Annotated in this window: 15 protein-coding genes and 1 other annotated feature; of the genes, 13 read left to right on the top strand and 2 right to left on the bottom strand. The window is 49.1% G+C overall.

The window, feature by feature from the left end:
- Nucleotides 1-10: 10 nt before the first annotated feature.
- The gene (sspI, locus tag NST70_RS10495) at nucleotides 11-223 is read right to left on the bottom strand and encodes a small acid-soluble spore protein SspI (RefSeq protein ID WP_014097794.1); all 213 of its coding nucleotides are present in this window, start codon (nucleotides 221-223) and stop codon (nucleotides 11-13) included.
- A 104-nt stretch (nucleotides 224-327) separates the two neighbouring features.
- On the opposite strand from sspI, the gene NST70_RS10490 reads away from it, so the two are divergent.
- The 4 genes from NST70_RS10490 (at nucleotide 328) to pheT (ending at nucleotide 5,183) form a co-directional block, all read left to right on the top strand.
- Nucleotides 328-1,083, top strand: a complete 756-nt coding sequence (locus NST70_RS10490) for an RNA methyltransferase (RefSeq protein ID WP_014097795.1) — start codon at nucleotides 328-330, stop codon at nucleotides 1,081-1,083.
- A gap of 148 nt (nucleotides 1,084-1,231) precedes the next feature.
- The gene (locus tag NST70_RS10485; protein ID WP_014097796.1) at nucleotides 1,232-1,357 is read left to right on the top strand and encodes a hypothetical protein; all 126 of its coding nucleotides are present in this window, start codon (nucleotides 1,232-1,234) and stop codon (nucleotides 1,355-1,357) included.
- Nucleotides 1,358-1,436: 79 nt separating this feature from the next.
- Nucleotides 1,437-1,669, top strand: a binding site (T-box leader).
- Nucleotides 1,670-1,718: 49 nt separating this feature from the next.
- Entirely contained in the window at nucleotides 1,719-2,756 is a 1,038-nt protein-coding gene (gene pheS / locus NST70_RS10480) for a phenylalanine--tRNA ligase subunit alpha (protein WP_014097797.1), read from the top strand.
- A 12-nt stretch (nucleotides 2,757-2,768) separates the two neighbouring features.
- Nucleotides 2,769-5,183, top strand: coding sequence for a phenylalanine--tRNA ligase subunit beta (gene pheT, locus NST70_RS10475; RefSeq protein ID WP_342474998.1), 2,415 nt, complete (start codon nucleotides 2,769-2,771; stop codon nucleotides 5,181-5,183).
- A 631-nt stretch (nucleotides 5,184-5,814) separates the two neighbouring features.
- Here the strand turns inward: pheT and rnhC are convergent.
- Nucleotides 5,815-6,750, bottom strand: a complete 936-nt coding sequence (gene rnhC, locus NST70_RS10470) for a ribonuclease HIII (protein WP_035184443.1) — start codon at nucleotides 6,748-6,750, stop codon at nucleotides 5,815-5,817.
- 100 nt (nucleotides 6,751-6,850) lie between these two features.
- On the opposite strand from rnhC, the gene zapA reads away from it, so the two are divergent.
- From zapA to NST70_RS10425, 9 genes are all read left to right on the top strand, one after another.
- Complete coding sequence (zapA, locus tag NST70_RS10465) at nucleotides 6,851-7,141, top strand: cell division protein ZapA (protein ID WP_013859878.1); 291 nt, start codon at nucleotides 6,851-6,853, stop codon at nucleotides 7,139-7,141.
- Nucleotides 7,128-7,664 carry a CvpA family protein gene (locus tag NST70_RS10460; RefSeq protein WP_014097800.1) on the top strand — a complete coding sequence of 179 codons (537 nt, stop codon included), beginning with the start codon at nucleotides 7,128-7,130 and terminating at the stop codon, nucleotides 7,662-7,664. The genes zapA and NST70_RS10460 overlap by 14 nt, the downstream gene beginning before the upstream one ends.
- Before the next feature lie 278 nt (nucleotides 7,665-7,942).
- Nucleotides 7,943-9,661, top strand: coding sequence for a DNA polymerase/3'-5' exonuclease PolX (gene polX, locus NST70_RS10455; RefSeq protein ID WP_035184447.1), 1,719 nt, complete (start codon nucleotides 7,943-7,945; stop codon nucleotides 9,659-9,661).
- Nucleotides 9,662-9,736: 75 nt separating this feature from the next.
- A complete protein-coding gene (locus tag NST70_RS10450) occupies nucleotides 9,737-12,091 on the top strand; it encodes an endonuclease MutS2 (protein WP_014097802.1) in 2,355 nt (784 codons plus the stop codon).
- A gap of 236 nt (nucleotides 12,092-12,327) precedes the next feature.
- Nucleotides 12,328-14,025: an AMP-binding protein gene (locus tag NST70_RS10445; protein WP_061565143.1), complete on the top strand. Its 1,698-nt coding sequence runs from the start codon at nucleotides 12,328-12,330 to the stop codon at nucleotides 14,023-14,025.
- A 142-nt stretch (nucleotides 14,026-14,167) separates the two neighbouring features.
- Nucleotides 14,168-14,761 (top strand): TetR/AcrR family transcriptional regulator, encoded by a 594-nt coding sequence (locus NST70_RS10440; RefSeq protein ID WP_014097804.1) that lies wholly within the window; start codon nucleotides 14,168-14,170, stop codon nucleotides 14,759-14,761.
- Nucleotides 14,762-14,794: 33 nt separating this feature from the next.
- On the top strand, nucleotides 14,795-15,568 hold the full coding sequence (locus NST70_RS10435; RefSeq protein ID WP_061565142.1) for an enoyl-CoA hydratase: 774 nt from the start codon (nucleotides 14,795-14,797) through the stop codon (nucleotides 15,566-15,568).
- 62 nt (nucleotides 15,569-15,630) lie between these two features.
- Nucleotides 15,631-16,404, top strand: coding sequence for an electron transfer flavoprotein subunit beta/FixA family protein (locus tag NST70_RS10430; RefSeq protein WP_061565141.1), 774 nt, complete (start codon nucleotides 15,631-15,633; stop codon nucleotides 16,402-16,404).
- A 30-nt stretch (nucleotides 16,405-16,434) separates the two neighbouring features.
- Nucleotides 16,435-17,415 (top strand): electron transfer flavoprotein subunit alpha/FixB family protein, encoded by a 981-nt coding sequence (locus NST70_RS10425; protein WP_035184453.1) that lies wholly within the window; start codon nucleotides 16,435-16,437, stop codon nucleotides 17,413-17,415.
- Nucleotides 17,416-17,424 lie beyond the last annotated feature (9 nt).

The following is a 17,424-nucleotide window of genomic DNA, read 5'->3' as shown; positions in this document are numbered from 1 at the left end:
CGCTCCCTTGTTACGCCTGGCTCAGCCCCTGCTCGAGCGTTTCCAGCATCATTTTTTGTTCCTGTGTATCCGCATGGTTCCAAATGACTTCAAAGAGGACGCCGAGCCCCGGGAGCATTTTTTCTTCGCCCCTTTGAATGGCATCGACAATCGTATCTTTTAACTGATCTTGCGTGTCCTCTTTTACATTGTGAATGACTGCTTTCCGCAAGTCCAAATCCATTTCGGTTCAGCTCCTTTGATCACTTTCACTGCTAGCATTTCACATGGCCACAATTTTTATGTATACTATTCCAAGGAAAACTTAACGAAAAGGGAGCAAACACGTTGAAATACATACAATCCTTGCAAAATCCGCAAGTAAAGCATTGGAAAAAACTCACCGCGAAAAAAGAACGCGAAAAAACATTTACTTATTTGCTGGAAGGGTTCCATCTCGTCGAAGAAGCGCTGAAAGAAGAAGTAGTGACAGAAATTATTGTTGAAGAAGGCGTGGACCTGCCAAACCGCTGGAATACGGAAGGGGTGCCGGTAACCACTGTCACGCATGAAATCAGCAAAACGCTTGCCGATACAGAAACGACGCAAGGCATTTTTGCCGTGTGCCGGATGAAAAAACAGCCGTCCAAAATCATCGGCAGGCGTTATCTTTTAATTGATGCCGTGCAGGATCCCGGCAATACAGGAACGATGATCCGGACGGCGGACGCAGCCGGGTTTGATGCCGTTATTTTCGGCAAGGGCACGGCGGATCCGTACAGCCCGAAAGTGTTGCGTGCGGCACAAGGAAGCCATCTCCACGTCGGGCTTTTAAAAGGCGATTTAAACATGTGGATTGAAAAACTGAACGAAGCGGCAGTGCCGGTTTACGGAACAGCGCTTGAAAACGGCGTAACGTTTCGCGAAGTAAATCCAGGTGATGCCTTTGCGATCCTTGTTGGCAATGAAGGAAGCGGCGTACACCCTGACTTGCTTGCGCAAACGGAACAAAATTTGTCCATCCCGATTTTCGGCAAAAGCGAGTCGCTAAATGTTGCGGTGGCAGCCGGCATTTTAATGTATGACTTTGCGATGCGGTCGTAATTTCGGCGGAAAAAGTGAATGTATCCATGTTTGAGGCAAAAAAGCAGACCTATAAAATGCATGAGGTGAAGCAGCGGCAGAATGATGAAAAACAGCTGGGACAATTTTTCAGCATGGGTGCCAATAAGGAACGGGGGAGGGCGTTTTCATGAGAGCGGCTGCACTGCTTGACCAGAATAAAAAGGTGACCCTCAACACGTTCATTTATTGCGAAAAAATTCGCGTGAAAACGGCCGCGCCTGTGACTAAAATGGGAAGGCACTTTATCCTCTAAGATAAACATCTAGAGAGAGGTCACTTTCCGTTTGAAATTGCGGGCATTTCCCGCTATAATAAAACATAATTGAAAAATGATAAAAACCATGACAGGGAAAAGTAGCTTGATCTTCGCCATGCAGGGAGAAAATGCCGTAGACTGGAAGCATTTTTATGGGGAAATGAAGCGAAGTTCACCCCTCGAGTTGCCGCTTGGACCATTGCCTGCAATGTAAAGGCGGGACGGTTAAAAGCCGTTATTGAAATGAAGCGAACATAATTTAATTATGTTAATTAGGGTGGTACCGCGAACCATTGCCTCGTCCCTTTTCCAGGACGGGGCTTTTTTAACGCCCAAAACTTAAAGGAGGTACAAGAAAATGGAAGAAACGTTGAAAGCACTGCAAACCGAAGCGCTTGCCAAAATTGGTGCGGCTGCTGATTTAAAAACGCTGAACGAGATCCGTGTCGCCTATCTCGGCAAAAAAGGCCCGATTACGGAAGTTTTGCGCGGCATGGGAAAGCTGTCAGCAGAAGAACGGCCGAAAATGGGCGCGCTCGCCAATGAAGTGCGTGCCGCCATTCAAACAGGTATCGAAAAAAAGCAGGCGGCATTGGAAGCGGAAGCCGTCGAGCGACAATTGGCATCTGAAAAAATTGATGTCACGCTGCCGGGCCGCCCGGTAAAAGCAGGCAGCCACCATCCGCTTACAAAAGTCATTGAGGAAATTGAAGACTTGTTTATCGGGATGGGCTATACGATTGCCGAGGGGCCGGAAGTGGAAACCGATTACTACAATTTTGAAGCGCTGAACCTGCCGAAAGGGCATCCGGCACGCGATATGCAGGATACCTTTTACATAACCGATGACATTTTGCTCAGGACCCATACTTCACCAAACCAAGCGCGGACAATGGAAAAACATCACGGCAAAGGGCCAGTCAAAATCATCTGCCCAGGGAAAGTATACCGCCGCGACAATGATGATGCGACCCATTCCCACCAGTTTATGCAGATTGAAGGGCTCGTTGTTGACGAAAACATTACGATGGCCGATTTAAAAGGGACGTTGGAAGTGTTTGCGAAAAAATTATTCGGTGAAGACCGTGAAATCCGGCTGCGCCCGAGCTTTTTCCCGTTCACTGAACCGAGTGTTGAAATGGATATTTCATGCAAAATGTGCGGTGGGCACGGTTGCCATGTATGCAAAGGCACCGGCTGGATTGAAATTTTGGGCGCCGGCATGGTCCACCCGCGCGTATTACGGATGTCCGGCTTTGATCCGGAAAAATATACCGGTTTTGCATTTGGCATGGGGCCGGAGCGGATTGCGATGCTGAAATACGGCGTTGATGACATCCGCCACTTTTATACAAATGACATTCGTTTTTTACGGCAGTTTTCCGTACAAGAATAAGGAGGGTCAAACATGTTTGTTTCATATAAATGGCTGCAGGAATATGTAGATTTGGACGGCATTTCGCCGGAAGAACTGGCTGAAAAAATTACGCGGACCGGGATTGAAGTCGAAAGCGTGGCATTTAAGGGGGAAGGCATTAAAAATGTCGTTGTCGGGCATGTTTTGGAAAAAGAAAAGCATCCGAACGCCGATAAATTAAACAAATGCCTGGTTGATATCGGGGAAGGTGAGCCTGTCCAAATTATTTGCGGCGCGCCAAACGTCGATAAAGGGCAGAAAGTTGCCGTTGCCAAACCGGGCGCCTGGCTGCCGGGGCATGTAAAAATCAAACGCTCGAAACTGCGCGGCGAGGAGTCGAACGGGATGATCTGCTCACTGCAGGAACTCGGTGTTGAAAGCAAGCTCGTCCAAAAAGAGTATGCAAACGGCATTTATGTGTTCCCGGATGATGTGGAAGTGGGGAAGGATGTGCTGCCACTTTTAGGATTGGATGATACGATTATTGAACTGGGGCTTACTCCGAACCGGGCGGACTGCATGAGCATGCTTGGCGTTGCCTACGAAGTAGCAGCGATCCTTGGAAAAGACGTGAAATTGCCGGAAACAAAAGTGCAGGAAGCATCCGATAAAGCTGCTGATGCCATTTCGGTCCGTGTCGAGGCAAAAGAAGCAGCGCCGCTTTACACATTAAAAGTCATCCGCAACGTGAAAATCGGCCCGTCCCCGCTCTGGATGCAGGCGCGGCTCATGGCAGAAGGAATCCGCCCGCACAACAATGTGGTCGACATTACGAACTATATTTTGCTCGAATACGGCCAGCCACTCCATGCGTTTGACTATGACAAGCTCGGTTCCAAAGAAATTGTCGTCCGCATGGCGCGTGAAGGGGAAAAAATGGTCACGCTCGATGACCAGGAGCGCACGTTAAAAGATGTCCATCTTGTCATTACGAACGGCACTGAACCTGTCGCAATGGCCGGTGTCATGGGCGGCGCCAATTCGGAAGTATCCGAAACGACGACAAACGTACTTTTGGAATCCGCCTATTTTGACGCCGGAACAATTCGGACGGCTTCAAAAGACCACGGCCTGCGCAGCGAGGCAAGCAGCCGTTATGAAAGAGGGATTGATCCGAACCGCGTTGTGCCCGCAGCAGAACGGGCCGCAATGCTGATTGCCAAATATGCGGGTGGAGAAGTGCTTGCCGGAATGGTTGCCGAAAATCATTTGCATATTGAGCCGGCTGTTGTCACCATTACGCTGGAAAAAATCAACCGTGTGCTCGGAACGCAAATTTCAGCGGAAGAAGTGCTCCGTATTTTTAAACGTCTCCAGTTTGAAGCATCATGGGAAGACGGCCGTTTTACAGTGATTGTGCCAACCCGCCGCGGCGATATTACGATTGAGGAAGATCTGATTGAAGAAGTGGCGCGCCTGTACGGTTATGACCTGCTGCCAAAAACATTGCCGGCGGGCAGGGGAACGCGGGGCGGCTTGAACGTCATTCAGCAAAAACGCCGCGCCACGAAACGTTTTCTTGAAGGAACGGGGCTGTACCAGGCAACCACATATTCTTTAACAAGCGAAGAAAAAGCACACCAGTACGCGCTTGAAAAACGCGAACCAGTCCGCGTTGCCATGCCCATGAGCGAAGAACGCAGTGTGCTGCGCTTAAGCCTTTTGCCGCATCTTTTGGAATCCGTCGCGTATAATGTCGCACGTAAAAACGAGTCGGTTGCCCTGTATGAAGTTGGCAATGTCTTTTTGAAAAAGGCAGACGGAGCGCAGCCGGAAGAACAGGAACACCTCGCCGGCGCCATCACCGGGCTTTGGGTTTCCAACTTGTGGCAAGGAGAAAAGAAAGCAGTAGATTTCTTTGTGGCAAAAGGGATTTTGGAAGGCCTGTTTGAAAAACTCGGAGTTTCCGGCGCTATTTCCTACCACGCGGCAACATTTGAAGGGCTGCATCCGGGAAGGACAGCGGAAATTTTACTTGACGGGGAAGCGATCGGTTTTGTCGGCCAGGTGCATCCAAACGTACAAAAAGAACTCGATATCAAAGAAACATACGTGTTCGAACTGAAACTGGAGCCGGTATACCATTACCCGGCCGAACCGGTTCAATACCGGCCGATCCCGCGCTTCCCGGCTATCACCCGCGATATTGCGCTTGTTGTCGACCGCGATGTGGAAGCAGCCCGGCTGCAGGCAATCATTCAGGAGGCCGGCGGAACCCTTTTGAAATCCGTTTCGATTTTTGATTTATACGAAGGCGAGCATATGGAACCCGACAAAAAATCAATTGCCTTCTCGCTTACTTATTTCGATCCGGAACGCACATTAACAGATGAAGAAGTCGTCGCCCAGCATGAGAAAGTACTTGCCGCCGTAAAAGAAAAAGCAGGCGCAGTACTACGGGGCTAATCCCAAGAAAAAAGAAGAGGCTTAAAGGCCTCTTCTTTTTTAGTGCAAAAATCAAAGCGCTGTCTATGTGAAGGAAGCGGTGGAAATTGACGATCTTCCTTTATATAGAGTGCGTCTACGAGTCAAGTCCAGGTTATTGTGTAAATTTACGTTAAGGAAGCGCGCAAAAATGAAGGTCTTCCTTAACATAGAGCGTGTCTACGTTAAGGAAGCACGGAAAAACGAAGGCCTTTCTTAACATAGAGCCCATCTACGTTAAGGAAGCTTGGAAAAACGAAGGCCTTCCTTAACATAGAGGGTGTCTACGTTAAGGAAGCTTGGAAAAACGAAGGCCTTCCTTCACGTAGAGCGCGTCTAAGTTAAGAAAGCGCGCAAAAATGAAGGTCTTCCTTAACATAGAGCTCGTCTACGTTAAGGAAGCACGGAAAAATGAAGGTCTTTCTTAACATAGAGCTCGTCTACGTTAAGGAAGCAAGCAAAAACGAAGTCCCTCCTTCCCATAGCCCCCGTCTACGTTAAGATGCACGGGAAAATTCATCCGTTTCCGTTTCCTTCGCTTAACGTTCCTCCTCGTTAGCCTTTCCTTCAAAATTTATCGCCTATCGTCACCCCATGTCTTTCCCACCATCCTTTATTTCACGCCCGCGATCCGCTTTGCTTTTTCCGTATTGGCAAAATGCAGTTTGACAAAATGTGGCAGCGCGGCCATGCCTTTTTCCTTGATGAGCCGTGCGGCAGCCCGGTCCACCTGTGCACCGGCGCCCCTTGGCAAAACAAATCCGGCTTCTTTGCTCAAGTTTTCAAACTCCCGGACAAAAGCATAGCGTGCGAGAATTGAAGCGGCCGCAACCGCAAGATGGACGCTTTCCCCTTTTGTGCTAAAATAGACGCCGTCACGCATGACGATTTTTTCGTTCTGCAAATACCGATAATAAGTGGACGCTTCTGCGAACTGATCAATTAAAATTGCATCCGGTTTTGCCGGCGCAATTTTTTGGGCGGTATTGTACAAAGCCCGGTTATGGAGCAATGCTTTGATTTTTCCTTGCGACATGCCCGATTGCTGGAGCCGGTTGTATTTTTCGTTCGGCAAAATGAGCAGGCTGTACGGAACAAAGGTGAGCAGTTCTTTCGCTAATCCGGCAATCTGACTGTCTGTTAATCCTTTTGAATCTTTTACGCCCAGTTCTTTTAAAAGCGGGAGCTGTTTCTTTTCAACGTAACAGCTGACGACCGTCATCGGCCCGAAAAAGTCGCCTGTTCCGACTTCATCCGATCCAATGACGGAAAGCTCTCCGATATCAGGAGGCAGCGGGTTGCCGGAAGATTTTGCGCTCCGGGCGGCATCCGGCTTCTTTTCCAGCGGCTGTCCCCATTTTGACGCTTCCGTTTCTGCGGCCGGCCCTTGAAATAAAACTTTTCCGGACTTATAGCCGGTAATGGAGCAGCCTGGTATTTTTGCGGCAAAAACGGCGCCGGACGGAACTTTTCCTGACAGGCTGTTTTGATAAGATTGTTTCATTTTTTGCATGGTTGAAGCTGAAACGAGAATGACAGTATTTGACATTTTGATTCCTCCGGCAGTTTCAGGATCTCCTTGAATTTGTTCGACATTGTTAGACAAAGGCTTTTCCGTCATGCTATGATAGAGAATAGGATTCTTACAAATGGGGAGGCAGGCAACATTGGAAAAAACCCGAATTACTGTTGGCATATACGGACAGCAATATACCATAATCGGAACGGATCCGGCAAGCCATATTCGCCTGGTTGCCTCGATGGTTGATGAAAGAATGCGGGAAATCAGCGCGAAGAATCCTTCATTAGATACTGGCAAAGTGGCTGTGCTGACAGCCGTAAATGCTGTCCATGATTATATAAAACTGAAAGAGCAGTATGAGCTGCTTGAACAGCACTATTTACAATTGTTGAAAAAGGATGAAGATGAAAATGGTTAATTTGATCATCATCATTTTGCTTGTGCTTGGATTCCTGAACGGGAAGCGGAAAGGATTTATATTGCAGGCTGTCCACCTCACAGGGTTTGTAATTGCCTCCGCAGTTGCGTACATATTGTATGATGACCTGGCGGAAAAATTGAAGCTAATGATTCCGTATCCTTCTTTTAACAGCGACAGCTCATTTGCCCTTCTGATGCACGAGGGCAATATGGAAACGGCATTTTACCGGATCATTGCGTTTGCCATTCTTTTCTTTGCCGTCAGGATACTTCTAAATATTGTCGGGTCATCCCTTACCTTTTTGGCCCAGCTCCCGGTCCTCAAACAAGTCAATGGATGGGCGGGCGGCATCCTCGGGTTTGCCGAGCTGTACTTGATCATTTTTATCGTTTTATATATTGGATCCTTGCTGCCGGTGGATGAGATCCAATCCGCGCTCAAGGCATCCGCAGTCGCAGAAGGCATGATTAAAAATACACCTTATATTTCAGCTCTTGTGGCGTCATGGTGGGTGAAATAGAAACCCGGGCGGCACGTTTACCATTTGCAAACGGGTTGAAAATGGGTTTTTCAAAACAGCACTTCTCGCGACGGGGGAGTGTTTCTTTATGGAGGGGATCGCCCGTGTACATGCTGGTTTTTTCCGGACGGGGCTTGAATGCCGGGCACGGATTCAAATACTTCCCATGCTGCTGGAAAAAATGTGCGGCCATTGGAAGGGCGCTTTCCCAATCATCGTAGCGGGAAAACGGTAAAAACCCGATCCTTCACTTAATAAGTTAAAAAGGGGGCAGGCGAATGCGGACAAATAAACGCAGTGTCATCCGGCTGCTGGAACAAATTGCGGTTTACTTGGAATTGAAAGGCGAAAACCATTTTAAAATCGCGGCTTACCGCAGGGCTGCATCTGCCTTGGAAGCGGATGGGCGTGACTTGTCAGAAATCAGCCGTTTTACGGATATTCCTCATATTGGAAAAACAACCGCTTCCGTCATCGAAGAGTTCGTGGAAACTGGGCGGTCCACCCTGCTTGAACAACTAAAAGACGAAGTTCCAAAAGGGCTGGTTCCGCTCATGCAGATACAGGGTCTTGGTGCCAGGAAAATATCAAGGCTTTACAGGGAACTTGGCATTACAGATGCGGATTCTTTAAGGAAAGCTTGTGAAGAAGGAAAAGTTGAAACGTTAAAAGGGTTTGGAAAAACGACGCAGTCCAATCTTTTGCACGCGCTTGACCAGCTTTCGGGGAAACCGGCTTATACCATCGGCCGGCTGCTGCCGGTACTTTTGCTGATCGAAGAAACGCTGTCCGGAAACAGGAAAATAGAAACCTATTCGCGTGCCGGCAGTATCCGGCGGTTTGAAGAAAGAATAGAAGAACTCGATTATGTCATCTCTACATTCGATCCAAAATCGGTTGCGGAGGACATTCTTCAAATGAACGAAGTCGTGGAAGCTGTTTCTATCCGGAGTATAAAAATAACGGCTAAATTAAAAGGGGAACCTGGCTTACGGATCAATTTCCGGATCGCGTTGCCTGACCTGTATGCGATGACGCTTTTTCTTTCAACAGGGCCGGAACCGCATCTGGAAAAAATGCAGCAGATTGCCGGTCTTCATGGCGAGCGGCTGACGCAATCCGGCGTCAAAATTCTGAAGACAGGCGAATTGCTCCGTTTTCCGAGTGAAGCTTCGTTTTATCATCATTACGGCCTGCCTTACATCCCTCCGGAAATCCGCGCTGACGGCAGCGAGGTGGAAACCTATAAGGGGACGCCTTTTGTCCAGATCGATGATGTAAAGGGCGACCTGCACATGCACACCGTCTGGTCGGACGGGAAAGATTCGCTTGAAGACATGGTCAATGCATGCAGAAAAAGAGGGTACGAATATATCGCAATCACGGACCACTCTAAATATTTAAAAGTCGCCGGCGGGCTTTCACGTGAACGTTTGATCAGGCAAATGAATGAAATCCGCCGGTTAAATGAAAAATATCCGGATATCTTGATTTTGTCCGGTATTGAGATGGACATTTTGCCGGACGGGACTTTGGATTTTGATGATGATGTGCTGTCAGGCCTTGATTTCGTCATTGCTTCCATCCATTCGGGGTTCGGGAATAGCCGCGCGCAGATCATGAAACGGCTGCGCAACGCTTTATTCAACCCGCATGTGGACATGATTGCCCATCCGACCGGAAGATTAATCGAAAAAAGGCAGGGGTACGATGTCGATTTTGATTTGCTTTTCCAATGGGCAAAGGAAACCGGCACGATCCTTGAATTAAGCGGCGACCCCGCCAGATTGGACCTTTCAGCGGCCCGTGCAAGAGAAGCGCAGGCAGCCGGTGTGAAAATCGCGATTAACACCGATGCACACGCAACTGCGGAACTGGGCAATATCGCTTTCGGTGTCGGCACCGCGAGAAAAGGCTGGATTGAAAGGAAAAATGTGGTCAATACGTATACGAAAGAACAACTCCTTGAGTTTTTAAAACAGAAACATCAGCACTGATCCATTCCCTTTCTGCAATGAATAGAGGGCAGTTTTCCGGAACGCTGGAATCCGGAATGCATGGAGGACGAATAGATGCAACATAAAATCATCAAAACACTCGAGTTTGATAAAATTAAAAATCTGCTGCTTGAGCACGCTTCTTCTCCGCTTGGGGCCGAAAAAATTGAAGCCCTTTTTCCCTCCTCTTCCTATGAAGAAGTGGTCCGGATGCAGGAGGAGACGGATGAAGCGGCGCAAGTGCTGCGTTTAAAAGGGCATGTGCCGCTTTTCGGCATTTATGACATCCGCCGTCATCTGAAAAGAGCGGCGATCGGCGGCAGGCTGAACCCGCAGGAACTGGTGCAGATTGCCAGCACCATCCATGTCAGCCGAACGATGAAACGGTTTATTGAAGGAATCACAGAAGAAGAAACAGAACTGCCGATCTTAACAAGCATGGTGGACAGGATTGCGGTCCTTACGCCGCTCGAACATGAAATCCGGAATGCGGTGGATGAAAACGGGGAAATTCTGGACTCGGCAAGCGAAACGCTGCGCCAAATCCGGCACGGGCTGCGCGGTACGGAACGGCGCATTCGTGAAAAACTGGAAGGCTATATCCGCGGCAAAAATGCGGCGAAAATGCTGTCGGATGCGATTATTACGATCCGGAATGACCGCTATTGTATCCCGGTAAAACAGGAATACCGGGCAAATTACGGGGGAATCGTCCATGACCAGTCTTCTTCCGGACAGACTTTGTTCATTGAGCCGCAATCGGTGGTGGACTTGAATAACCAGCTGCGTGAATGGCATTTAAAAGAGCAGCAGGAGGTTGAAAGGATTTTAAGCGAATTGTCCGCCGCAGTGGCAGCAGCCGGCGGGGAGCTTGAAACCATCGTTGAAATTCTCGCTGATTTTGACTTTATGTTTGCCAAAGCTTTATACGGCCGGTCCATTAAAGGTTCGAAACCGGTGATCAACAATCATGGCGCCATCCGTATGTTCAAAGCGCGTCATCCGTTGCTTCCAGCCGATAAAGTGGTGCCAAATGATATTACGATCGGGCAGGAATATACGACCATTGTGATAACCGGGCCGAATACAGGCGGAAAAACGATTACGCTGAAAACAATCGGGCTGTGCACGCTCATGGCGCAGGCCGGGCTGCAAATTCCCGCTTTGGACGGTTCGGAAATGGCTGTTTTTAAAGAAGTATTTGCCGATATCGGTGATGAACAGTCGATTGAGCAAAGCCTTAGCACCTTCTCCTCCCATATGACAAATATCGTTGAAATCCTGAAACGGGTCGACGATCAGTCGCTCGTCCTGTTTGATGAGCTCGGCGCCGGTACCGACCCGCAGGAAGGGGCTGCCCTTGCGATTTCAATTTTGGACGAAGTGTACAAAAGGGAGGCCCGCGTTGTCGCCACCACCCACTACCCGGAACTGAAGGCATACGCTTATAACCGTGAAGGGGTCGTCAATGCAAGCGTCGAGTTTGATGTGGAAACATTAAGCCCAACATACCGGCTTTTAATCGGCGTTCCCGGCCGGAGTAATGCGTTTGAAATCTCAAGGCGCCTCGGGCTCTCCCCGTCCATTATTGAACACGCCCAATCACTAATCGGCGCGGACACAAACGAGGTCGAAAATATGATTGCCGCGCTCGAATCGGCTAGGCGCGAGGCGGAAAAAGAACGGCAGGAAGCGCAGGAACTGTTGAAGGATGCCGAGGAACTGCACCGTGATTTGCAAAAACAAATGGCGGCGTTTTATGCCCGCCGCGATGAGCTGTACGGAAAAGCGGAGAAAAAAGCGGCAAAAGTGGTGGAAGAGGCAAAGGAAAAAGCGGAAGAGATCATCCGCGACTTGCGGAAAATGCAGCTTGAATCCAAAGCCAATGTGAAAGAACATGAACTGATTGATGCAAGAAAACAGCTGGAGGAACTGGCGCCGAAACTGGACCGCAAACCGGCGGCAAAAGCAAAAAAACAGCATATCTACCAGCCGGGCGACGAAGTCAAAGTGCTCAGCTTCAACCAGAAAGGCACGCTGCTTGAACAAACGGCAGGCGGCGAGTGGCTCGTGCAAATGGGTATTTTGAAAATGAAAGTAAAAGAATCCGACATGGAATATATCCGGCCGCCGCAACAAAAACAGCCGGAGAAGCACCTGGCAACGGTCAGGGGGCGCGATTCCCATGTCAGCCTGGAACTCGATTTGCGCGGGGAGCGTTATGAAGATGCGCTCTTAAAAGTTGAAAAATATATTGACGATGCGCTTTTAGCCGGGTATCCGCGCGTTTCGATCATCCACGGGAAAGGAACAGGTGCGCTCCGGAACGGGGTGCAGGAATTTTTAAAACATCACCGCGCCGTAAAACGAATCCGTCTCGGGGAACCAGGCGAAGGTGGCAGCGGCGTTACGATTGTAGAATTCAAGTAATTTTCAAGGGCAAGGGGGAGGGCCTTTTTTTTCTCGAAAAGCTGGCAAAAATTTTGTTTGTTTGCTGTGCCGTTTTTGCATTGCTTGGCGTCATTTATTTGATTGTTGCAGATTAGCCCGTGACAAGGAGAAGGAGCGCATCCTTCTCCTGTTTCGGCTGCAAATAATTGTCAACGCTTTCAATTTTCGTTATAATAAAATAAGTCAATAAAAGATGCAAAATGGAGTTGATGCAAATGACAGACAGGCCATGGCTGTCCCAGTATCCGCCGGAAATACCCGTTTCCCTTACGTATCCGCGAAAACCGGTTTGTGCATTTTTAACCGAAGCAGCTGAACAGTATCCTGACAAAAAAGCGCTCCATTTTATGGGGAAAGAAATGACATACCGTGAAGTGTATGAAGCGGCGCTCAAATTTGCCGGGTATTTAAAAAAACTCGGAGTGGAAAAAGGCGATAGGGTTGCCGTGCTGCTCCCGAATTCCCCGCAGGCCGTCATCGGTTTTTACGGCATCCTTTACACGGGCGGGATAGCCGTCATGACGAATCCGCTATATACGGAAAGGGAACTGGAATATCAGCTGAAAGACTCCGGCGCGAAGGCCATCCTGACAGTTGATTTCCTGTACCCGACAGTGGCAAAAGTATTTGAGAAAACCGATCTCGAACATATTATTGTAACCGCCATCAGCGAGTATTTGCCTTTTCCCAAAAACGTCATCTACCCGTTTCTGCAGAAAAAGCAAACGGGCGTTACTGTCCGGGTCGAGCACGGCGGGCACCATCACTTGCTAAAGAACATCATGAAGGAAGAAATTCCGGAACCGCTTGACACGCCGTTCGATATCGAAGAGGACCTTGCGATTCTTCAGTACACCGGTGGCACAACCGGCGTGCCAAAAGGCGTCATGCTGACACATCTCAATTTGATTGCAAACGCGACAATGTGTGATGCCTGGATGTACAGGGCCAAAAAAGGGGAAGAAGTGGTGCTCGGCATGCTTCCGTTTTTCCATGTGTACGGCATGACGACCGTGCTGATTCTTTCTGTGATGCAGGGCTTTAAAATGATTTTAATTCCGCGCTTTGATGCGGAGTCACTGCTGAAGACAATTGAAAAACAGCGGCCAACTTTGTTTCCGGGTGCGCCAACCATTTATATCGGGCTTTTAAACCACCCGAAAATTAAGGAATATGATTTGTCATCGATTGAAGCATGCATCAGCGGTTCTGCCCCGCTGCCGGTAGAAGTTCAGCAGAAATTTGAAGGGGTGACCGGCGGCAAGCTTGTGGAAGGGTATGGCCTCAGTGAATCTTCTCCTGTCACCCATGCCAATTTTGTATGGGGAAATCGCGTCAAAGGCAGTATCGGCGTGCCATGGCCAGATACGGACTGCGAAATCCGCTCGCTCGAAGACGGCAGGCCGTTACCGCCCGGTGAAGTCGGCGAGCTGGCGGTAAAAGGGCCGCAAGTGATGAAAGGTTACTGGAACCGCCCGGAAGAAACGAAGGAAGTGCTAAAAGACGGGTGGCTATTTACGGGGGATTTGGCTTATATGGATGAAGAAGGTTATTTTTATATTGTCGACCGGAAAAAAGACATCATTATTGCAGGCGGCTATAATATTTATCCGCGTGAAGTCGAAGAAGTGCTGTATGAGCACCCTGCCGTTCAGGAAGCCGTGGTTGCCGGTGTGCCACACCCGTACCGCGGGGAAACCGTCAAAGCCTATATTGTGCTGAAAGACAATATGACAGTAACGGAAGAAGAACTGGACCGGTTTGCACGCCAATATCTGGCGGCATATAAAGTCCCGCGCATTTACGAATTCCGGGATGAACTGCCGAAAACGGCCGTTGGGAAAATTTTGCGGCGCTCATTGGTTGCAGAAGAAAAAGAAAAGATGGAAAATGGAGGAGAGAAGATCGGGTAAGGAAATTTTTTTATAAACAGGACTTGACAAATGCTGCATTCTTGTATAATATGAAAATATGAATGAATGGTCATTCATTTTCTGGCCGCCATTAAACCGGTCGGCCAAATTGACAGATCATGAGATTGAAAGGTGATAGCCCGTGAGGAAAAACAGGCCAAAGTACAAACAAATTATTGATGCAGCAGTGGTGGTTATCGCACAACACGGCTATCATCAGGCACAGGTTTCAAAAATTGCAAAACAGGCGGGCGTAGCGGACGGCACGATTTATTTGTATTTTAAAAACAAAGAAGATATCCTGATTTCTTTGTTTGAAGAAAAGATGCAGCTTTTTATCGAAAAGGTTTCCGAATATATTGCAGGGGACCTTTCCCCTTCCGAAAAGTTGCTCAAGATGATCGAAAACCACTTCAAAGTCCTTGCCGCCGATCACCATTTGGCGGTCGTGACCCAGCTGGAACTGCGGCAGACCAATTTAGATCTGCGGCTTAAAATCAACAGCGTACTGAAAGAATATTTGACGCTCGTTGACCAAATCATCCGCGAAGGCATGGAAAAAGGCGAATTCGATTCCGGGCTTGACGTCCGGCTCGTCCGGCAGATGATTTTCGGGACAGTCGATGAAACGGTAACGACATGGGTGATGAATAAAGAAAAATACGACCTCGTTTCACTGGCTGCTCCCGTCCATCAATTGATCATTAACGGCTGCGGCAAAAAAACGGCGGTTTAATGCCGCAGCTTTCACAAGGGGGTTTGAGACGGGATGGAATTTATTACGATCAAACGGGAAAATGCGGTCGCCTGCATTGAAATGAACAGGCCACCTGCCAATGCGCTTGCGCAGGCTCTTTTAAAAGAACTTGCGCAAGCGTTTGGCCAACTTGAAAACGATCCTGAAACCCGGGTCGTGCTCCTTTACGGGAAAGGAAGATTTTTCTCGGCAGGAGCGGATATTAAAGAATTTGTCCAATTAAGGGAATCCGGCGGCTCCGATGCGCTGGCGGTTTCCGGTCAGGAATTGTTCGAAAAAGTGGAAGCGTTCCCGAAACCGGTCATCGCCGCGATCCATGGCGCGGCACTTGGCGGTGGGCTCGAACTTGCGATGGCATGCCATATCCGCCTTGTCACAGAAAATGCAAAACTCGGCCTCCCGGAACTGAGCCTCGGACTCGTGCCGGGTTTTGCCGGAACGCAGCGGCTGCCAAGGTATGTCGGACGCGGCAAAGCATTTGAAATGCTGTGGACAAGCGAACCGCTGACCGGAACGGAGGCCGTGCAGCACGGGCTTGCAAACCATGCTTATAAAGAAGAGGAACTGCTCCCGAAAGCAAGGGCGCTGGCTGAAAAAATTGCAAAGAAAAGCCCGCTGGCCCTGAAAGCCTCTATTGAACTCGTCAATTATGCAAAAACAAACGATTACGAAAAAGGCTTGGAGCAGGAATCCGCACGTTTTCTTGAGCTGTTCGGCTCAAAAGATGCAGAGGAAGGCATCAAAGCTTTTATTGAAAAAAGGGAACCGCGTTTTACAGGGGCCTAACATTTTTTGTTTTGTATGCGCTTAAATAATTTTATTTTTTAACGATTCAGGGAGGGAACGGCATGAATATCTTCGTATTATTAAAACGGACTTTTGACACAGAAGAAAAGATTGCGATTGCAAACGGCCGCATACAGGATGACGGGGCAGAATATATCATCAACCCGTACGATGAATACGCCGTTGAAGAGGCCATCCAGGTGCGCGATGCCCAGGGCGGCGAAGTCACGGTTGTCACAGTCGGCAATGAAGATGCGGAAAAGCAATTGCGGACGGCCCTTGCGATGGGTGCGGATAAAGCAGTCCTCATTAATATTGAAGACGATGTGGAAGCAAGCGACCAGGTCACAACGGCAAAAGTGCTCGCCGCTTATTTAAAAGAGCAGGAACCGGATCTCATTATCGGCGGGAATGTCGCCATTGACAACGCTTCCGGACAGGTCGGCCCGCGGGTGGCGGAGTTGCTCGGCATCCCGTATGTAACGACGATTACCAATCTGGAAATTGACGGCGACAAAGCGACGGTCACAAGAGATGTCGAAGGAGATTCCGAAATCATTGAAACGACCCTTCCGCTGCTCGTTACAGCGCAGCAAGGCTTAAATGAGCCGCGGTATCCTTCGCTCCCGGGGATCATGAAAGCGAAGAAAAAACCGCTTGAAGAGCTGGAACTGGATGACCTTGACCTTGAAGAAGAAGACGTGGAGCCAAAAACCAAAACGATTGAGGTTTACCTGCCGCCGAAAAAAGAAGCAGGAAAAGTGCTTGAAGGCGAAATTGCCGACCAGGTAAAAGAACTTGTCCAATTATTGCATAATGAAGCAAAAGTGATTTAAGCAAAGAAACCGGAAATGGAGGGGATCAGCATGAGTCGAAAAGTATTAGTAGTGGGGGAAGTCCGTGACGGATCGCTCCGCAATGTATCATATGAAACCATTGCCGCCGGAAAAACGGTAGCGGAAGGCGGGGAAGTGGTCGGCGTTTTGATCGGGGACGCTGTGAAAGATTTGGGGAAAGACATGATTCAATACGGCGCTGACCGTGTTGCCGTGGTGGAAGACGAGAAGCTGAAAAGCTATTCTTCAGACGGTTTTTCCCAAGCATTGCTTGCGGTGATCGAATCTGAAAAGCCGGATGGCATCTTAATCGGCCATACGGCGCTTGGCAAAGACCTGGCCCCGAAAGTAGCGGCTAAATTGGATGCCGGTCTGATTTCGGACGCAACCGCAGTGGAATCAGCCGGGGAACATGTCGTCTTTACCCGCCCGATATACTCCGGCAAAGCGTTTGAGAAAAAGATCATAACAGACGGGATCATCTTTGCAACCATCCGGCCGAACAACATCAGCCCACTTGAAAAAGATGAATCACGCACAGGGGATATCGAAACCGTTGACGCGGGAATTAAAGATTTACGCGCGATCATCAAAGAAGTGGTTCGGAAAGTAAGTGAAGGGGTTGACCTTTCGGAAGCGAAAGTCATCGTTTCAGGCGGCCGCGGCGTGAAAAGCGCGGATGGCTTCAAACCGCTGAAAGAACTTGCCGATGTGCTCGGCGGCGCGGTTGGGGCTTCGCGCGGCGCATGTGACGCTGGCTATTGCGATTATTCTCTGCAAATCGGGCAGACGGGCAAAGTGGTTACACCGGATTTGTATATCGCATGCGGTATTTCCGGTGCCATCCAGCATTTGGCCGGCATGTCCAACTCGAAAGTGATTGTGGCCATTAACAAAGACCCGGAAGCGAACATCTTCAACGTGGCGGATTACGGCATTGTCGGCGACCTGTTCGAAGTGGTCCCGCTTCTCACAGAGGAAATCAAAAAACTGAAAGTCACATCGGCGTAATCCCGGGCC

The organism is Weizmannia sp. FSL K6-0777, assembly GCF_038593185.1.
In the GTDB taxonomy this organism is placed as follows: domain Bacteria; phylum Bacillota; class Bacilli; order Bacillales; family Bacillaceae_C; genus Weizmannia; species Weizmannia faecalis.
Note: the sequence above shows the minus strand (reverse complement) of the source record. Positions and strands in the feature narration are given on the sequence as shown.